The sequence below is a fragment of the Natranaerofaba carboxydovora genome, from assembly GCF_022539405.1.
Lineage (GTDB): Bacteria > Bacillota > Natranaerobiia > Natranaerobiales > Natranaerofabaceae > Natranaerofaba > Natranaerofaba carboxydovora.
Genome location: NZ_CP054394.1, coordinates 2395309 through 2415069, shown reverse-complemented (window position 1 = coordinate 2415069; position 19761 = coordinate 2395309). Strand labels below are relative to the sequence as shown.

Sequence of the window (19761 nt, the reverse complement as noted above, 5' to 3'; positions counted from 1 at the left end):
TTTTGGCTGCTAACATGAATAGTGAACTTAAACTTGTGGAAGTTACCCCAAGAGATGGATTACAAAATGAGAAAGAAATTCTTTCTACACATGATAAACTAAGTTTAGTTGAATCTTTAGTTGAAGCAGGGTTTAAAGAAATTGAAGTAACTTCTTTTGTTAACCCAAAATTTGTACCACAGATGCACGATGCTTGGGAAATAGCATCAAAACTTTATAATAAACATCCTGGTGTTACTTTTTCAGCTCTAGCTCCCAATGAAAAAGGTGCAGCGAAAGCTGTTGAAGCTTGCGTGGACCAAATAGGAGTTTTTATTTCGGCTACAGAAACTCACAACCAAAAAAACGTTAATATGAGTAAGATAGAAAGTTTAAGAAATATAGAAAAAATAAGCAGTTTAGCTGTAAATAACAATATTAAACTTAGAGGTTATATTGTGGTTGCTTTTGATTGTCCTTATGAAGGAAGAGTTTCCTTTAAAGATATATTAGAGATTTACAAAGAATTAGAAGAATGCGGAATAGAAGAAGTTTCCCTTGGTGATACCACAGGTTCGGCTGACCCACTGTATGTGAAAGAAGTTGTAAATACCATTAAAGAAAAAGGGGAGAATAGATCTGATTTGGCGCTTCATTTCCATGATTCTCAGGGTATGGGTCTTGCAAATATTTTTTCGGCTTACCAAGAAGGAGCTAGAATTTTTGATGGTTCTGTAGGTGGAGTTGGTGGCAGTCCTGTAACTCCTGGTGCAGGAGGAAATGTGGCAATGGAAGACATGGTAAACATGTTTGAAAAGATGGAAGTAAAAACAGACATATCTTTGGATATATTAGTTGATCTAGCAAAGGATTTAGAAAATAAACTTGGCCGAGTGTTACCTGGCAAGCTTGCTAAAACTTGGGAAAAAAGCAAAGATTATTATTAGGGGGGAAAAGCCTTGGAAAGCAAAAACAATGATAATTTGGTTGAAGTCTGGCAGGATAATGTTAAGATTATTGATCTGTTAATTTCCATGGTGATAAGTGCAATTTTGACTTTAGGTGGTTATATTCTTGGAGAAATAATTAATACTGAACCACTTGTGGTCGCACTAATAGGGGCTATAGCAGGGTTTATATGTAATATCTTTTTATTTAAGGTTAAAAGAGAGATAGTTTTTGAAGAAGAAGCAGAAGAAGTGGAGGGATCGTAATATGGAGCCTATGCTGATTATTCAGATGGTTTTGGTTGCAATTATTGCTTCTGCGCTTTATCTAGCGATTGGGATAGCTCCCGGTACAGATGAAACAGCTGTTATTGCTCCAGTAGGTCTTGCCCTGGCCCTTGCGGGTATAGAGCCTATGCTTCTTTTGACTTTTTTCATGGCTTCTATAGTAGCAAAAAAGATTACCGACTCTGTACCCGTAGCAGTGGCTGGAATACCCGGTGGAGTAATGTCTGCTCCGATGGTAGAACACGGGGTCACCCTGAAAGAAGCAGGGCGTGCAAATCACAGTATTAGAAAGATGGCTTCTGGTTCTATCATAGGAACATTAGTGTCTGTACCTTTAAGCTTGGTTTTAGCAAGTCTATTAGAACCATTAGCACCTTTCATTGAACAGTACGCTGATATAGTATTTTTTGTTGGAGCTATTTTTCTATCTTTAATGGCTAAAGAAAAGTTGATGTGTCTACTTTCGATAATACCCCTTGCAGTGACTATACAGGCTTTAAGGTCATTTTACGTAGGATTAGGAGCGATTGACGAAGATGTAGTAATTTTTACTTCTTTCTTCTTAGGGATTACCATCGGACCTATGATTGTTAATCTTTTGGAACTTGCCAACTCTAATGATAGAGAAGCAATGAAGGGAACAAGAAAGAAAATTTCACTCATTAAAGACAAACTAGAAGAAAAAATGAAGTTTCCCCTTCCTTATAAAGTATTAAACGCAAAAGAAGGATTGTTTTCAGCTATTTCGGCAGTAGTTGGTACAGTGTTTTTCTTTATGACTCCAGTTGGTATGACTAGTTTCGTTGGAGAGGCGGTAAGCTCTAATGTTAAAGATAAAGTGGAAAGAGCTGGAAGGGCAATTTCGTCAATGGATGCTCTAACTAATGCAACTTATGTTGCAGGACTTTTGGTTCCTTTAATTGCAGTAGGGCTTCCGGTAAGTCCAATGGCTATTGGCCCTGCAAATCCATTGTTTAACGCACCACCTCGCTTTTCGCCAGAAGAAAACATCCATCATCTACTTAGTTTTGGAGAGATTGCATTAGCTACAATATTAGCTGTTGTTATAGCCATGATAATTGTTTATCCTATAACTGTTCGTTATTCTACAAAAATATGTGAGCTTGTTTTTAAAAAGATTCCTCATGAGAGCTTACTTGCACTATTTTTTGGCCTGGTTATAACCCTTGCATATATGGATGCGGGTGTAATTGGTATCTTTGGAACATTGTTATTTGCACTTGTGGCTGGTTATTTTAATAAGAAAGGCGTTAATTTCGGAGTTCAATTCATGATTCTTTACTGTGCACCGTGGTTGATTGGGATATTTTCTATTTAACAAATACGGGTCTAAAAGTTAAGTTGAAAGAGAAGGGGGATTGGATGCGCTTGATCCCCCTTTTTTTATATATCAAAGTCATATTTTTTAATTTCTCCATCACCCCTTGCATTGTAGACATAAAAACATAACTGTAAAAGGAGGAAGCAGGGGATCGGTCCCTGCTTCCTTTTGATTGTTGCCGGAGTTAATGTTAAAATACATTAAGAAGATTCTGCCTTGTTAGGAAGGTGATGCATTTTTGATTATAACTTCTAAAAATATTTTGACTAGAAAGAAGTTAATTTTGGCTGGATTAATTATTTTTTTGCTGGCTATTTTAGTTGTTGGATGTGAAGATGAAGGGACTAAGGCTGATGAGACCGGGCTAGGAGATGAAACATATCAAGCGGTATCAGATGTAGAAAGCTGCGGCTATCTTAAAGCGGAAGTGACCATTGAAGACCAGGAGATAGTAGAGGTTGATCTAACTGAATTTGATAATAAAGGGCGATTAAAAACAGAGGACTATGAATACCCTGAATGGAAAGAAGCAATGGATGTACTTCCTGAACGATTTGTAGAAGCTAACTCGTCGGAGGTAGAGATTGTTTCTTCTGCTACTAGAACTTCTAATAGGGCTATGCAGGCTGTTGACAGGGCCTTACAATTATCTAAAGGAGAAGAAAAACCATTTGATGGCATTTATATGGGAGTTGCCGAAATAAGTGAAGATGGTTGGGGTATTGCCCTGGTGAGACTTGAAGATGAACAGATTACCCAGGTGATTTTAGAAGAGATTGATGAAGAGAAAAACTTTAAGGAAGAGGAAGATTATCCTTATGATGAATGGCAAAAAGCAAGAGAAGAGTTAAGAAGCCGTTTTGTCGAGAATGATTCTTACGAGGTGGATATATACTCGGGAGCTACAAAAAGTTCAGAAAAATGGAAAGCTGCTGTGAAAGATGCTCTAACAAAAGCAGGAAGAGAATAAAAAAAGCTGGTCAAAGGGCCAGCTTTTTAGTTTGTCTGGTTCTTTGCCAAAGAACCAAAGTTTATTGTCATCCTCTTCTTAGGTCTATGTCATCATTTTCTTCGTCAGCTTCTTTTTCATCGGACTTTTCTGGGATTGTTTCTTTTTCTTCTTGCTCTTCCATGCTTTCTTTATCTTCGTTATTTTCTTTGATATCATCTTCTTTTTGCTGGATTTCTTCTTGTTCTTTATCTTGAAGGTCATCATCTTTTCCGTTATTACAACCTGCTACAAAAATAATAGGTATAAGTAGTAAAACCAGGGAAATAGAGATTAACTTAAATTTCATCAATTTTAGTCACTCCTTCTTACTCCCTTTTAAACTAAAGCATATAGGGCTTCTTTGTATACATTTTATATTAAATGGTTCTAATCTTTCAAGAAAATATTGATTTAAGTAAACAACTAACGAATAACTACACCAGAAGCTGTTTAGCGCTTTTTTTACATCAATGTCTTTATATCCTTCAGCATAAAATTGTATATATTTTTCTTTAGCTTTTTTGCTTTCATTCTATGTTAAATGGTTCTATGATTTCAGAGGAAATTTTGTATATTTATATCCCTAATTCATTCCTTATTGTGGTATAATATGTGATATAATATATCTACTTATAAAACAAAATACCGGGGAAAGCTGACTCCACTCTAATTAGTATGAAGTGTAAAATCTTGAGTGTTGTTTGATAGTGTCATGGAGCCACCCTACTCGGGGAGGCTTTTTTTATTTTAATGTTTTATTAAATTTTAATGTTTTATTAAATTTTATTTCTTTAAAAGGGTGGCGAAAAAAATGAAAAGATTGAAAAGAATACTAAGTTTTATCACTGTTTTTGTCATTGCTCTTAATCTATTTAGCTTTGACGGAGCAGCTGTTGCATTAGAATTAACAGAAAATAATCGAGTGTACGAGACAAGTATTAATGAAAGCGTAGAACACATTAGAGCCTATTATGCAGATGATGAATTTGGCTACAGGGGAGAGGGTGTAACGATTGCGATTATAGATACGGGAGTGGATTTTCGCCATCCTCATCTAAGGGATAATTATGTTGGAGGATATAATATAGGTGATAACATGCACCCCAGGAATAACCCTATGGACTTTCACGGGCATGGCACCCATGTGGCTGGGGTTGCTGCTGGGGAGAGTGTTTATAATGGCATAAGATACCAGGGAGTTGCTCCGGATGCAAATATACTTGCTTATAATGTGGCAGGTAGAGACGGTGTAATATATGGGACAAGTCTGGTAAAAGCGATTGAACGGGCCGTCAATGACGGTGCGGATATTATAAACATGTCTGTTGCAACAGATATAGATGAGGCTTTGATAGATTATCCTGTAATGAGAGCTATAGACTTAGCAGTAGAGCATGGAGTAGTGGTGGTAGTACCAGTAGGGAATGAAGGTGATAAAGGACGAGGTTCAATCAGATATCCAGGAAACACAAGCAAAGGCATATCTGTTGGTTCTACTGGAGGAAGACATAGGGAGAGAGATTTTGATTTGATCTCAAGCTTTAGCTCTAGTGGACCATCACCCTTTGACTTGGAGATTAGCCCTCATGTTGTAGCACCCGGAGGTAATATTGTTTCACCAAAACCAGGTGGAGGTTATGCGGCTAACTCCGGGACAAGCCTTTCTGCCCCACATGTGGCCGGGGCAGCGGCTTTACTTATAGAAAAGCACGGGGATAACGTAACCCCTGAAATAATAAAAAGTATTTTGATGAATACTTCAGAGGTACTTGTTGACCGAGAGGGTAATAAATATCCTGTAATGGTCCAGGGTGCAGGAAGGGTAGATTTAGAGAGAGCTATGGAAGCTTCCTTTGTAGTTTTGGATGGAAGTCATAGCTTTGGATTTTTTGAATCGGATATAGGCGGGCAGGGTAAGGCAAGCTTTGAAATAATTGATTTAAGAGATTTAAGTGGTCAAAAATTAGGAGATATGGAATTAGAGGTTGGGGTAGTCGGAAGAATCGCTAAACTAGATCTAAAGTTTGATGAAAAGATCCTAATTCAAGAAGGAAATACGAAAAACTTTGAAGTGAGCTTGGATATTGATGCAGATACTGAATTTATCGGTGAATACTGCGGTTTTTTAACTTTTAGTAAAGCCGGCGAAATTAAAGCTCAGGTTCCTTTGGTTTTGTATGTAGAGAGCCTAGAGCGTATTGTTGATGAAGATAAGGAATATGAAGAACTTAAAGAGGAAGAGAAGATCCAGGACTTAATTGAAATAGAACTAGAGGAACCGATAGAAGCTGAGAGCAAGAGTACAGCAATGGTCATCTCTATAGGAAGTAAAATATATACCATAGATGAAAAAGAATATGAATTCGAAGATGTAATACCTTTTATCAGAAATGACAGGACATATCTTCCCGTTAGAGCTATTATGGAGCTATTCGATGCTGATGTAATCTTCGATAGTGAAGAAAGATCTATTACAGTAGAAAGTGAAGATAATCAGGTGATCTTCAGGCTAGGTGAAAAAACATACACCGTAAACGGGGGTTTACGGGAAATGGACGTAGCCCCATATCTTGATGAAAAATCAGAAAGAACCTATCTACCTGTGAGATATTTCAGCCAGAACCTTCTTGGAGCAGAAGTGAACTGGGACCCTGTAGAAGAAAAGGTTTTGATTTTTTATTAACAAAACCTGAAACAGTTCTTTAGTTTCCGTTTACTTAACGTGATGATCATCAAAGGGTGATGATAACGCTAAGACTTTTTGCAAAAAAGACTTTGGAGATGGAGTAGTATAAAAACCCTAAAACATAGAGCCTTCTGTAACCTCATTTAACAAAACAAATTAACCTGTGGTTAACAGATAGGCTTAAGTATCCGATTAGACAAGAAGTTTAATAATATTATTGAAGAGTTATTCTCCATCAATTTTTTAATAAAAAAATTGATTACGAGCCCCCAAAATTTTAAACAAGAAACGCATTGTTAATATAAAGGGTAATTAACCCTTTTCATGTATAGATTTTACAATCTAAAAAACATTAAAGAAGGTGGGAGAGAAGTTGAAAAACAAAAGCATTATATTAATTTCAGTTCTAGTATTATTTGCATTTACCAGTATAGCTTTTGCAGAAGGCCTTGCTAATCAGGAAAACATGACAGAAGAGATGCAGGAAAGGAGGGATGAGAGACTAGCACAAATTGAAGAATTTAGACAAAACCAAGAAATTGCACAACAAAGAGATGGCCTGCCTTTAGAAGACAAAATCTTTGTCAGAGGGCAACAGGTAAGCTTTGACGTGCCGCCAATGATAGAAGAAGATAGAACCCTTATACCTCTCAGGGCTGTAAGCGAAGCATTAGACGCAGATGTAGAATGGATCGATGAAGAGAGAAAAGTTGTTATTGAAAGAGACGACAAACTTATTGAGATGATAGCAGGCGAAGAAGAAGTAGAGGTGGATGGAGATATTTATGAGATTGAAGTGCCATCTAAGATTGTAGAAGAAAGAACAATGGTCCCCCTTAGGTTTGTAAGTGAAATCCTTGGAGACAGTGTAGATTATCATGAAGAAACCGGTGAAATAGATATAGCCTTAAATATGCCAGATAGCCCGGCAGATGTTGTGAATGATTTTTGGGAACTATATAAAGATGGTGAACTAGATGATGCAAAAAAGAAAGTAGTTGATGATAGAGTTAGTGAGATAATCGGCATGGATGTGGATATGGATGGTATGGAAGAAACAGAAGAAGCTATAGACGAAAGGCTTAAAATCGAAGCTACTGGCTATGAGATTCAAAATGATACCGCTATAGTAGATATCCTACTTACTAAACCAGACCTAAAAGAAGCCGTAGAAAGATATTATGACGAAGCTACTCTGGAACTGTGGGAAATGTATGAAGAGGGTGCAAATGATGCTGAAATTGAAGGAAGAGCAGATGAACTATTAACAGAGATCCTCGAGGATGTAGATTTAATCAGTTATGATGAAAAAATAGAACTGCACAAAGTTGATGGAGAGTGGAAGATTTATGAATTTATATTTGAAAATTTCCAAGAAAGATGGAGTGAAGCAGAAGAAGATTTAGAAGAAGCTCAGTAAACTTGGTAAATTAATTTAATCCTTAATTTTAAAAATAATTTGGAGGTGTAAATTTATGAAGAAGATACTAGCAATAGTATTAGCAATTTCATTACTAAGTTTCGGTTCAGTACTCGCGCAAGGTCCACCAGACCATGCAGGACCATCTAGAGAAGCAGTGGACGAAGAAGAGGAAAAAGTTTCCGATGAGGAATATGATGAAGAAAAAGATGAAGAAGAAGAAAAAGAAGAAAGAGTCGGCCCACCAGAGCGTGCAGGAGAGCCTGGCCCACCTGAGCATTCTAATGCTCCGGATGCAGTAAGAGAAATGGTTCAGGCAAGAGTTAGCGGTGAAAAAGAAAGTGGACCACCTGCATTTGCAGGAATCCCTCGTTTCTTAAGAGACAGTCTTTTAGAAGATGAAGAAGAGGAAAAAGTATCTGATGAAGTTTATGCAGTGGAATTTGCAGAAGAGAATGAATTAGAAGATGTAGAGATAGCTGTTTTAGATGATGATGAAGAAAAGATAGGAGAAGAATTTGCTACAGATGAAGATGGTATCGCAGAAAAAGAACTTGAAAATGGTGAATATTCATTTGAAGCGAACCTGGAGGACTACAAAGTTTATGAAGGGGACTTTGTAGTAGATGGTGAAGATAAGACTGTTGAATTTGAGCTAAAAGAGTCAGCATATTTTGAAATAAGTAGATTGAGTATTACTTATAATGATGATGTAGAAATAATTGCAGAAATTAAAAATACAGGTGAAGTAGAAGGTGAACAGGATATAACTGCAGTATTGGATCTTGGAGATGAAGAAGTTACAAAAAGCGAAACTATTAGCTTAGACGCTGAGGAAACGGACGAAGTTGAATTTAGCTTTGAAGTAGATGAAGATGCTGAAATAATGGTAGAAAGTGAAAATGATAAAAGCAGTATAGATGCAAATGTAGAATAGAGATGATGATGATAAAAGGTGAGCGTCAAATAGCGCCCACCTTGAAATAAAGATTACTTTTGGATTTTACACTCTGAAGGGATAGCATCAGACCATGGTAGTAACTCATCAATAGCTTCTTGGTCTTGAAGATCAATATTAGGAAGGTTTTCAAACAGGAATTTGAGGTATTCAAATGGTTTCAAACCGTTTTCTTTGGCTGTTTCTACAATACTGTAAATTGTAGCACTGGCCTTAGCACCCTTAGGAGTATTGGCAAACAACCAGTTTTTTCGACCCACTACAAAAGGCTTGATGGAACGCTCAGCTCTGTTGTTATCTAACTCTAAGCGACCATCTTCTAAAAACTTCACAAGTTTAGGCCACTGATTTAAACAGTAGTTGATAGCCTTACCAAAGGCACTTTTAGGAAGAACTTTAGGTTTTTGTTCTTTAAGCCATGCGTAGAACTCTTCTAATACCGGCAAACTACGCTCGTGCCGAATTTTGTGACGCTCTTCGGGCGTTTTATCCCGAAGGTCATGTTCTATGGCAAAGAGTTGGTTGCAAAACTCCAGTCCTTTCTTAGCACTTACTTGAGCATTTTGTTGGTCTTTTGGGAGCGCTTTTAATGCTTCATCAAATTTACGCCTAGCGTGAGCTAAACACCCAACAAGGCTGATATCAGATAAATCATTGTACCCTGAGTAGCCATCAACCTGTAAGAATCCTTCAAAATCAGCCAAGAACTTTCGGGGGTGCTTACTTGCCCTGGTGGTTCTGTAGTCATAAAGTATTATTGGTTCATCTTCTCGTCCGGTACGGTAAAGCCAAAGAAATGATTTATTCTTTGCAGACCTACCATCTTCACGAAGTACCTGAAGATTGCTCTCATCAGCATGCAAAATGTCTTTTTCAACTAATAGTTCATGTAATCTATTGTATAAAGGAGTGAGCCAGCGATTTGAGCATTCTATCATCCAGTTAGCCATAGTCTGTCTTGACAGTTTTATACCCAAACGAGATAACTGTTGTTCCTGACGATAAAGGGGCAGAGCATCTACGTATTTTTGGTTCATGATATGAGCTACGGCAGAAGAGGATGCTACACTGCCGGGTAAAACCGGGTTAGGCATGGAAGCTGTAATTATGGAGTTCTCAGTGCCTTCCTTATCACAGCGGCGACAAGCATAAACATAGCGTACATGTTTAACTACGCTTGCCTTAGCAGGAATGATCTTTAGTTCTTTTCTCTCTTCTGTACTCATTTCATGAAGCTCGTCACCACAGCAGGAACACACCTGCTCCTCGGGGGAAAGGCGGTGCTCGATAGTCTCTTCAGGCAAACCGTCAAGCTGGTCTTCACGGTGCCCTTTACTTTTACGGCGCTTGTATGTAATTTCCTCCAGTTCGGGTTCTTTAGAATTAGAATCAGATTCTTTTTCAGCTTCGTTAAAGAACTGCAGCTGATCTGGAGGGGTGGCTTCACTAGAACTTCCAAACTGCTTTTTTTGCTTAAGACGAAACTGTTCCTTTAGCCAGTCGTTTTGTTCTTTTAAATCAGCATTTTGGCGTTCCAGTTGGTCACATCTATTTTTTAATTGGTTAATGGTTTCTGATTTATTTTCCATATTTAATTAATTCTACTTAAATGGTAAAAAGCCCTTTAATATCAGGGCTTTTTGGAGAAAAAAATTTATAATATTGTTCTTGCCTTTACTTCTTTATGGGCATCACCCTGATCAAGGGAGAGGCCATCCAACAGCCAGCGTAGCTGGCGGTAGGTTATTTTCATAGGAACAGGAGAACCTTCATCTGGCCATTTAAACTTGCCTTCTTCTAAACGCTTATAATATAGCCAAAAACCGTTGTTTGACCAGTGGAGTATTTTTAATTTATCTTTTTTCCTGTTGCAAAAGACAAAAAGGCAGGGAGAGAAGGGATCTAAATCAAAGGATTCTTTTACAATTACTGCTAAGCCATCAATTGATTTTCTAAGATCCGTTTTGCCCCTTGCCAGGTAAACTCGTTCTATGGTAGCTTCATTTAACATAGTCCAGACAATGTATTAACTAAGTCTTTTAAAAGACTTTTATCATAGCCAGGTTTTACTTCTATTGAGGCTTTACCTACTTTTACTGTAATATTACTTTCATCTGAATAGTCTACTTCTACTGGTGACCATTTAGTTTCTTTGGAAGGAGCATCTTCTTTGTATTTTCTACACCAGTAGCGTAATCGATTGAGTTTAACACCATTAGCCTTGGCCCAATCTTTTGCTGTTTGGCCGCTGGCCCGAAATGCTGAGACTCTCTCTTTCCACTCAGCTCTTAACTGTTCATTTGTTTTTGCCATAAAAAATCATCCCCTTCGTGGTTATTTGGGGAAGATTATGGCATATTGTATGAAGAAAATCTAGGTGGGTACTGTTTGACGCTTACGAATAGAGATGATGATGATAAAAGAACTCCCCTTAGCAATTTTCTGTGGGGAGTTCTTTTATGGGCTCTAATCTATTGACATCTAATTAAATAAACCCAAAGATATAAGTATTCTATACATAATATCGAATAATTTTCCTTTCATAAAGAGGTCCTCCTGGTTTTAGTTTACATAGTTACTTTTTCGATGGTACTTTTTATGAGTATTATATTTAGCAGCCATATATTTTGTTACTTTATTAATATATTCTTTATTAGGTGACAAAATCCTTTTGTTAGTCGTCCTCGTTTTTTTATTACAGCGAGAGGATATCCACAACTAAAAAGCACAAAGTTATTATCCTCTTCCTTTAGAAAATTATCTAATTCTTATCCCTTTCTATATCCGCCACCACTTAATACATTAGCGTCACTTAGATCAATCCTTCTTGCTTCATCAATTACCAACCGATTTTGACTAAACTCAGGCTCTAATTTCATACTATAGCTTACAGGAAAATGTTTAAATATATTACTATCTTTTAATCCTGAAAAACACAGTAATTGAATGTTGTTTTCGTTTGCTAAATCAAATATAGCGCTTAAATTATCATCGGCAGAAGTTGTTCCAAACGGATTGTCGGCAAGTAATGTAGTGCCTGGGAAAGTTTTATTGGTTAACTGACGCCTGATGAATATAAGCATAGAAACATACATGAAGAAGTAACTGGTATATTTTTGTGCTCCAGAGAAACCGACAACATGGTTCCAAGGAATTTTATCACCCAACTTATAACTATCTTCTGAATCCAAGTCTTTATTCATTACCGGAGTTTTAATCTTAACTTCAAACTTACCAAAAGGACAAACTATATTAAACAGCTCAGCTGGATCCAACATGTTTTCTATCTTTTTATGCACTTCGCTTTTAGTTAATTTGCCACTACTTTCTTCTTCATTTAACAGCTTAATATATTCTTTTATTTTTTCATATATCTTTTTGCCGCCAATCTCCTTATCCCATTCTGGATAGGTTATAAATATAGTCTTTTGTTTTTTTTGCCCAAGCTTACTATAATCCTCAATCTCACCGATTAATTTATTTATAGTACTTAACTCTTCGACTATCTCATCTTTAACCTCATTTATTTCCTGGTCTATCTCATTTTTATCCGCGTAAAAATTCTCTATCTTTCTGTCTATCATCATTAAATATTCTCTTAGCTTATCTTTTTTGTATTCATCGCTTTCCTGTTCTTGATTTAGCAAACCACAGATTTTATCTACAAAATCACTGAAAAGCTGAGCATCGTCTTTTCTAAGCTGTCTAGTTTTGCTTATTTCTTTATCCAAGTTTTGCTTTGCTTCGTTTCGGTTTTCTTTAGCAGAATTCAGTTCATTAATCAATCGTCTGGCTATTTTTGTGCCGCTGTCCAACTCCTCTTTATACTTTTTCCACTCTTCTTCACTTAACATCTGTAAGCCTATCTCATCTTTTTCTATGTCGTCATAATTTTCAATTTTATTTATCTCAGTATCGAGTTTACCACAAAAAACCTGATGCTTTTCGGTTTCAGTCTTATATTCATTTATTTTGCTACGGATTTTAGATTTTTTTTCTTTTATTTCTGCTACTATATTCTCAATATCAGTATCGGTAAATTCCTTTGGCTTTTTACCAAAAGTGTTGAAAATTTGGTTTTCTTTCTCATTTTGAACACCATTTTTTTCGTTTATACTATTCTCAATTTGCTCTTTAGCTTCTTTGAGCTCATTATGCTTATTTATTGCCTCAGCTACTTTTTGACTTTGTTGTTCTACTTCATAATCGCTTACTTTTTTGTAACTATGTTCTTCCCATAATCTTTTAGCCTCTTCTAAAGAATAGTTTAGCTCTTTAACTCTTCCTATCTGTCCATTCAGACTATCTCTACAATAGTTCAAAGACTTTTTTAGTTGTTCAATATCGGCGACCCCTTTATTAAAACTTTCCTCTAGGGAGCGGTATTCCTGTTTTAATTGACTAAACTCTTCTGAACTGACATCATATACTTCATCATTTTTGTTAGTGCTTACTTCGTCTAGCTCTTTTTCCAATTCTTTTTTTTCGTTTTGAATATGAGTTAGCGATGTTTCAAGCTCATACTTTTTATCGTTAACCTCTTCTTTCTTAGTTTCGGTCTCTTCAATTTGCTTTTTAATAGCCTCAATCTCCTTGATTATTTCATCTTTTTCTTTGATGCTTTTTATGTAGATTTTGTGAAGTTTACTGAAATCTTCTAGATCCTTGATAGAAGTCTTGTACTTTTCTTTACTTTCTTTTAATACATCCAGCTCTGATTTGTTTTTATCGATATTATTTTTGGTATTTTCAATACTGTTAAAAACATTAGCAATCTCTTTTTCTGTATTGTTTAGCTCTTCTTTTTTCTCTTTTAGCTCTTTTTCCTTCTTTTTAATTGTCTCAGGCGTGTTTTCGTTTACAAAGCTATCTATAGAAAACTGCAGCCTGTTTAATTCTTTTTCTGTTTCCTCAAACTTCTGGCGTTTTTCTTTGTTTTGGCTGATCTTATTGTTTATATTATTAATGTAATTCAATAGTTTATCCGGATCAGAAAAAAGCTCTATACCGTAATGAGAAACAATGCTTACACCTTCTATATTTACATCACTTTTTTTAAATATAGGCACCGGAGAGTTGATAATCTTTTCTAGCCGAAGATTCTTGATATATTTCATATCTTTTTCATCAACAATTAACCCATAACCGACTAATGGATTCTTTTCTAGTATTCTTTTCTTTGTTTTTTCGTCCTGGTTTATCAACCATTCCGATCCAAACCAAAAACTTATATCTTTTTTTCGTAAAAACTCTGCAATTTCGCTGACACCTTCGTTAGGAATATAGATTCCGCTGCGGTCATATAGCTTTTGTATCTCTTGATCGTTGGCTATTTCAGTGATTATTTTATCTTTATTATGCTTGATTTTTTCATACTGATTTTGCACTTCTCCTAAGATCTCTTGATGATTTTCAAGTATATTGACCTTTTCAAGATCTAGCATAGAAGCAAACTGATCTTCTAAAGCATCTTTTTCTTTATATATTTTAGATAATTCTTTATCTAAATTGTCTATAATTGGCTCAAGTGAACCTTTAATTCTTTCTAGGCTATTTAATTTAGTATTGTAATTCTCCTTTTCTTTTTCCAAATCACTAATACTTTCGGAAATGTTTTCGATTTGATGATTGGTTTTTGCTAAAAGATCGTTTAATTTAACAATCGAACCCTCTGGGCATTTTAGCTGTTCCAATGCATACTCTTTCTTTCTTAACTCCTCTTTTTTTTCATTGTACCGCTCTATATCCTGTTCTTTTTTTGATTTTACCTGGATATAATCATCGCGCTTGTCTCTCAATTCTTTGATCTTTTGCGATAAATGGTTGTAATTATCTTCACACTCTTTCTTTTCTAGCTCTGTAGCTTCATATCTTTTTTGATACGCCTCGATTTTTTCTAAAAGTTTATGATAATACTTTGTGGCTGCAACCTTGAATTTGTTATAAAGCTCTTCTTTAGTTTTATATCTGTTGTTTATCTGGGTTTCAAGTTTGTAAATCTGATTTTCGTATTCTTCTATCTTAGGCATTTGATACAAAACTTTTTGCTTGTTTAACGTTTCTTTTTCTAATCTTAGTGCTTTAGCCGCATCATTAACTTCGGTTTGTTTTTGATAAAGTTTTTCTTTTAGACTCTGTATCTCTAAAGATACTTCATACCAACCGACACTTTGCTCTTCCCATATCATATCGTTTAACTGGTTATTTAGCTTTTCCAACTCGTCTTGAAGCATTTTGATATATTCTTCCATATTTTCTTTTTCTGCGAAAACCTTTAAATAATAGCTATATAAATGAGCTTCCTCTGCCTCTAGTTTATCATTTATATTACATAGATCCTCAAAAAGCGTTACCAAATCTGCAATTTGATCATATAGCTTACGAAAATCTGACAAGCTTTTTTCTATATAGGAAACGTTTCTAACTTTTTCTCTACAGCCTTTGAACATTTCAACCCAGTGATCTTTAATACTATCCTCTCTTCCTCCATGCACACTAATAACAGCCGAAAAGATTATTTCTTTAACCAATTTTCCGTCAGTATCTGCATTAGTGAAATACCCATCCATAGCACCTTCTGCACTGTTTATCTTTTTTATGTTTAGCCATTCTTCCGGAAAGATGTTATAACTTATAAGTTTGTTTTGGTAGCTCTTTTTCTTATCTGAATCTTCGTAATTGTAGTATTCCAGTCTTGGGTACTGTTTCTCTAGATCCTTTAGCTTGTTACGCCATCTACTATATGATTTAGACTTACCATTTTCTACTATCGGAATATTCTCAAGCCCCATAGGATCGTCCATAGAAGAGTATTCGTTAGTATAACAAAAGACAACTGGATATTTTATTCCTCTATTTTCATCTTTTTTACCAGTAAAACAAACCCCTGTTAATAAATACTTTTCGTCATCAGTATCCAAAGCCCACTCTACCAAAACGTGACCTGTAGTAAAATCACTGTGATTTACAATTCTAGTTAAACTATTTTCCCTCTCGGGGTCTCCCCCTTTAGCCGACATTTTCTCTTTTGGCAAAACGGATTGAAGCAGCAGCAATAAAGCTACACCTTTACCGCCTCGGTTTTGCAGGTTATACAATAGATGTTGCTCCTCTGGCTCTATAATTAAATCCGAAATCCAATTTTTTTCTCCTTTAACACCATACGGGATTGCTATAAACCTGTATCTATTAATTTTAGGCACTGTTTATTCCCTCCATATCATCAATATTCCTAATATAACCGATGATCTCTTCTTTTCTACCTGCCATACCAAAATGATTTTTAAGTAAAGACTCGAATTTGTCGGTTAAATAGATGTGTCTGTTATCCTCTAGTTTTAACAATTGCTCTTCTTGAAGCACTCTTGCCAACCTGATTAATATACCGACCCTAGCATCAGTTTGTTGATGTGCCACAGCCCTTTCCTTTATATCTGGAAGTTCCAACCAGTATTTTGCCGCTTCACTAAATCTAATTTCTAAATCGTCAGAGTCTTCTTCTGCACTTGAGGTTTCCTCTATAGCCTTTGCTTTATCGGTTACATACTGCTCCCATTCTTCCACCTTTAAATAAGTAAGATCATAATCCAAAGATTCGGTGAAAAACTGAGCAATCATGCATAGTAGAGCAAACAGATGACAATATAGCTCTTCATTGTTTTTAACTTTAAGTTTAGAACGAAGCCTTTCGTTAGTATATCCCCATAAAATATTGTCATAAGCTGCAGAAAAGTAGATTTTTTTACGGTTCTCACTTTTTACGACTTCAAAACCCCACTGCTCTCCCATTGTATCTACTATTTCTTTAACATACCTATCCATGTATTTTTCATACAAACTATTGTTGCTACTTATCTCACCTTTTTCAATAAGAACCCTAACAACTTCCATAGCGTCTGCTAGATTTTCTCTGTTTAAATGGATATTTTCAGTTTCCAATTCTTTCACCTCTTTTAATAATAAAATTGTGCCACCAGACATCTTCACCAATTGAAACCTTTTCGGATGTAACATAAGGCGGTGTAATTTTTATATACTGAATCTTGTATATATCCCTACCGCTTTCTCGAAGTTTTTTTAGAAACACTTTAAGGATATAAAGCTTGTCAAATTCTTGCCTAACAACTTCCTCTCTTAGCATATTTTCAGTAAATAAAGCATTCTTTTGGTGTGAACGCAGCCAGTGAAGTACCTCGAAAAAACGGTGATCCATTGCTATTTCCTCTACTCTTTGCCACCCTTCTTCCTCTTTTATCCATTCGAAAAGTTGCTGTAAAGTATAGTCTTTTTTGTTAAATAAAGGTAGAAGAATGTATTCTAAGTACTTGTCTATAGTATCTTCCCACTCACTTTCCATTTCCTTTTGTTTTTCTTTAAACCTTTGGGTAAATAAATCACCTTCTTCACCACCTATATCGGTTAAGCCCATATCCGCATCATTCTTTCTTAAGTTTTGCGGGGCAAAGAACTTATCTACAGACAAAAATTTTGGCGGATTAACTGGTAAAAACGGAGCCAAAACCTTACTTAACTGACCTAAAGCGGAATCGTTTTCGATAATTCTATCTATCAGTTCTGTTTCTATGTCTATATTGGTTCCTAAAGAGGTTAGCATTTTTTTGTTTAAAGCCTCGTCCTTTATATTTCCAAGGTTTATTTTACCTGAAAATAATTTATAATGATGGTTTTTTGCTTTCTTAATTTCATCGTACAATTTTAATAAAGTATCAAACTCCTTTTGTCTTTCATCTCGCTTTATATCATAGTCTTTTTTAGCATCCTCTACTAATTTAATAAGTTCATCAAACTGTTCTCGGTCTTTTTTTAACTGGTTGTTTATCCGGTTTTTAAGCTCATTAAAGTCTTCCATTGATTTGGCCAGAGGGTCTTTTTCGATCTCTCTAATCATCCTTTCCAAACTTTCGTATAGTGATCGTATATCCCCATACAGATCTTCCCGGACAGTTCTTAAAGCATCATCAAAAACCCCCTTGTTTATCTGTAAACGGAGCTTGAGCTGACTAATAGATATTTTTAGCTCCTGCATTATTTCTCTGGTCTTAAACATAAGATTTAAACCTTCTTCTGTAAGCTTTAAAGTAAAACTTTCATCTATTCCATAGTCGCTTTTTTCTATTAGATCAAACTTATATATTTCATTTTCCATCGTTGCAGGGTTTAAATATTTAAATTTATGTTTTCGCCCGTTATTGGTTAAGCCCTCATAGATTGTATAAAAGAAGTCTTCTAGTTCTTCTTCTGTTAAACTATCCCCGTAGACTTCATAAACAAATTCCTTTAAAAAGTCTTCGATTGTAGATTTAGGACAACCTTTACCGTAAAACATCTTGTTCAAAACAAGACCAAGAACATTAAAGGCTATAGAAACTAAATCGTATTGGCTATATTTCGTTATCCTTAAAAAACCAAGTATTGGCTCAAAAATAGCTAACTCTTTAATTCTTTTACCCGAATCGAAAAAGACATCATTAAACTCATCTGTCCTCATTAACATTCATCCTTTCTACAACGGAAAAAATCTATTAGAGACACAAAACTTCTTCCGGGATATATTTACCCTCTTCTATAACTTGTCTTATTTTTTTTCTTAAATCTACGTCAAAAAAACCTAGAAAATAAGCTAGCTGTTCTTTACTACAACTTTGATCTTCTTTAAGATAAGGTGGATCAGGCTCTTTTTTTATCATCCGTTCATATAAGGACGTCATAGGTTTAATATCGTATTCGGGATATTCTTTTATTATGTATACTGCAATTGAGATACCTTCGGGATCAAGGTCGCCGATATAATAAATTCTTGTAGTAGCTTTATCTATAAAGGGGATCTCTTTAATAAAATCAAAATTGCCTGTTATCTTTCTGCCGTATCCACACCCTAGACCGTATATAGAAAAATCTTTAATTAAAGTTTTTCTAAAATCAGTGTCTTCATGTAAGCTTCTAAAAACATTTTTATTTTCAACTATTAATACAGAAGAAAGTTTATTCAGCTTGCTTGTTAGCGGAAAAAGATAAACAGGGTCGTTTTCTTCGTAGTAATTAAGTTTTTCTCTTGGATTTTTGATTAATTTGAGTAAATACGGCTTACCCCTATCCTTGTCTTGCAAAAATTTCTCGTCTTTAAAAATTTGATATGAACGCTGGTTTAAAGTAATTCTCTTATTAGAAGCTTGATCGTTTTTAAGAAAATCGTTTAGCAATACTAGATATTCCTTATCTTCCTGAAATTTTTCCGGGTATGTTTCATAGAAAAAAGAAGCGTTGTCTAAGTGCTGAAATAACAAAAGCTCTTTTTTAACTTGCTTTCTTAGTTCCTGATTGATTAGTAGCCAATATTTATTATATAAAGCTGGGTTTTTGCCGTTAGAACCACTTTTTTTAACTGGCTGTAATTTATTCTGTTCAATCAATACCTCTACAGATTCTGCAAATTTGGCATATCCACCCAAAATATTGAAATCTTTTTTTCCTAGTTTTTTAACTAATCCATTTTCTAATTCATATATATCTAATTTTGTTTTTTTAGTACCAGGCTTGATTTTTTTTGAAAAATCGGTGACAAGTTTATCAAGAATTTTGTACATAGATTTTTACTCCTTTTTTAATAATTTCTGTTCCAAGGTTAATGATCAAAGAAGAGGTGACTTTGGTACAAAAATTTTACTGTATCTTATTAATTTTATCATAAACCAATTTTATTAGGCGGTATTACTAATTAAAAATATTTGCCGGAAATGTGGTAGATTTGTCTATAACTACTACTTAGACAAAAAGATAAAACTGTATGAGGACAAGCAACAATCTCTGTCTAAGATAGATTGCAATATACAAGTTTGCCTTGACTAACTCTATTTACAACCTTGATAATGCTTTTCAGAATTTTTTTAAGACGAGTTAAAAGTCAAGGGGTAATATAATGGTTGATTTAAATAATACATTAGCTCAAAATGATTTAATTGCGGTCAAAGAGTTCGGGTGATTCATCCCTTGTGACTGGAGTCGGCCGAGCCAATGAGCATTAGAACACCCACTTCAAACACTCTGAAAGGTATTAAGTGGTGGGGTTCAAATGCATACTTGGAGGCTCTGTGATAAAATATAATAGAAATGGAAAATGTAATGACACACTA

At 35.2% G+C, this 19761-nt stretch carries 15 protein-coding genes; 7 read left to right on the top strand and 8 right to left on the bottom strand.

Features of this window, described 5'->3' with window-relative positions; translation table 11 throughout:
* Positions 1–2 precede the first annotated feature (2 nt).
* From ACONDI_RS11475 to ACONDI_RS11460, 4 genes are all read left to right on the top strand, one after another.
* Entirely contained in the window at positions 3–926 is a 924-nt protein-coding gene (locus ACONDI_RS11475) for a hydroxymethylglutaryl-CoA lyase (RefSeq protein ID WP_241078685.1), read from the top strand.
* A gap of 12 nt (positions 927–938) precedes the next feature.
* On the top strand, positions 939–1193 hold the full coding sequence (locus ACONDI_RS11470; RefSeq protein WP_241078684.1) for a hypothetical protein: 255 nt from the start codon (positions 939–941) through the stop codon (positions 1191–1193).
* A 1-nt stretch (position 1194) separates the two neighbouring features.
* On the top strand, positions 1195–2553 hold the full coding sequence (locus ACONDI_RS11465; RefSeq protein WP_241078683.1) for a tripartite tricarboxylate transporter permease: 1359 nt from the start codon (positions 1195–1197) through the stop codon (positions 2551–2553).
* A gap of 241 nt (positions 2554–2794) precedes the next feature.
* Positions 2795–3526, top strand: coding sequence for an FMN-binding protein (locus tag ACONDI_RS11460; RefSeq protein WP_241078682.1), 732 nt, complete (start codon positions 2795–2797; stop codon positions 3524–3526).
* 67 nt (positions 3527–3593) lie between these two features.
* Here the strand turns inward: ACONDI_RS11460 and ACONDI_RS11455 are convergent, their stop codons facing one another.
* Complete coding sequence (locus ACONDI_RS11455) at positions 3594–3854, bottom strand: hypothetical protein (protein ID WP_241078681.1); 261 nt, start codon at positions 3852–3854, stop codon at positions 3594–3596.
* Positions 3855–4358: 504 nt separating this feature from the next.
* Here ACONDI_RS11455 and ACONDI_RS11450 point away from each other — a divergent pair.
* The 3 genes from ACONDI_RS11450 to ACONDI_RS11440 all read left to right on the top strand — a co-directional run bounded on the left by ACONDI_RS11450 (position 4359) and on the right by ACONDI_RS11440 (position 8590).
* A complete protein-coding gene (locus ACONDI_RS11450; RefSeq protein WP_241078680.1) occupies positions 4359–6230 on the top strand; it encodes a S8 family serine peptidase in 1872 nt (623 codons plus the stop codon).
* Positions 6231–6606: 376 nt separating this feature from the next.
* On the top strand, positions 6607–7653 hold the full coding sequence (locus ACONDI_RS11445) for a stalk domain-containing protein (RefSeq protein WP_241078679.1): 1047 nt from the start codon (positions 6607–6609) through the stop codon (positions 7651–7653).
* A 55-nt stretch (positions 7654–7708) separates the two neighbouring features.
* The gene (locus tag ACONDI_RS11440) at positions 7709–8590 is read left to right on the top strand and encodes a COG1361 family protein (protein ID WP_241078678.1); all 882 of its coding nucleotides are present in this window, start codon (positions 7709–7711) and stop codon (positions 8588–8590) included.
* Between the two features lie 53 nt (positions 8591–8643).
* Here ACONDI_RS11440 and tnpC read toward each other — a convergent pair whose 3' ends face one another.
* From tnpC to ACONDI_RS11405, 7 genes are all read right to left on the bottom strand, one after another.
* Complete coding sequence (gene tnpC / locus ACONDI_RS11435) at positions 8644–10200, bottom strand: IS66 family transposase (protein WP_241078390.1); 1557 nt, start codon at positions 10198–10200, stop codon at positions 8644–8646.
* Positions 10201–10265: 65 nt separating this feature from the next.
* Positions 10266–10622 (bottom strand): IS66 family insertion sequence element accessory protein TnpB, encoded by a 357-nt coding sequence (gene tnpB, locus ACONDI_RS11430; RefSeq protein WP_241078389.1) that lies wholly within the window; start codon positions 10620–10622, stop codon positions 10266–10268.
* On the bottom strand, positions 10616–10924 hold the full coding sequence (tnpA, locus tag ACONDI_RS11425; RefSeq protein WP_241078388.1) for an IS66 family insertion sequence element accessory protein TnpA: 309 nt from the start codon (positions 10922–10924) through the stop codon (positions 10616–10618). The genes tnpB and tnpA overlap by 7 nt, the downstream gene beginning before the upstream one ends.
* 455 nt (positions 10925–11379) lie before the next feature.
* Entirely contained in the window at positions 11380–15813 is a 4434-nt protein-coding gene (locus ACONDI_RS11420) for a coiled-coil domain-containing protein (RefSeq protein WP_241078677.1), read from the bottom strand.
* Complete coding sequence (locus ACONDI_RS11415; protein ID WP_241078676.1) at positions 15806–16549, bottom strand: DUF6063 family protein; 744 nt, start codon at positions 16547–16549, stop codon at positions 15806–15808. The genes ACONDI_RS11420 and ACONDI_RS11415 overlap by 8 nt, the downstream gene beginning before the upstream one ends.
* The gene (locus tag ACONDI_RS11410) at positions 16539–18119 is read right to left on the bottom strand and encodes a hypothetical protein (protein WP_241078675.1); all 1581 of its coding nucleotides are present in this window, start codon (positions 18117–18119) and stop codon (positions 16539–16541) included. The genes ACONDI_RS11415 and ACONDI_RS11410 overlap by 11 nt, the downstream gene beginning before the upstream one ends.
* Before the next feature lie 34 nt (positions 18120–18153).
* On the bottom strand, positions 18154–19215 hold the full coding sequence (locus tag ACONDI_RS11405) for a toprim domain-containing protein (protein ID WP_241078674.1): 1062 nt from the start codon (positions 19213–19215) through the stop codon (positions 18154–18156).
* Positions 19216–19761 lie beyond the last annotated feature (546 nt).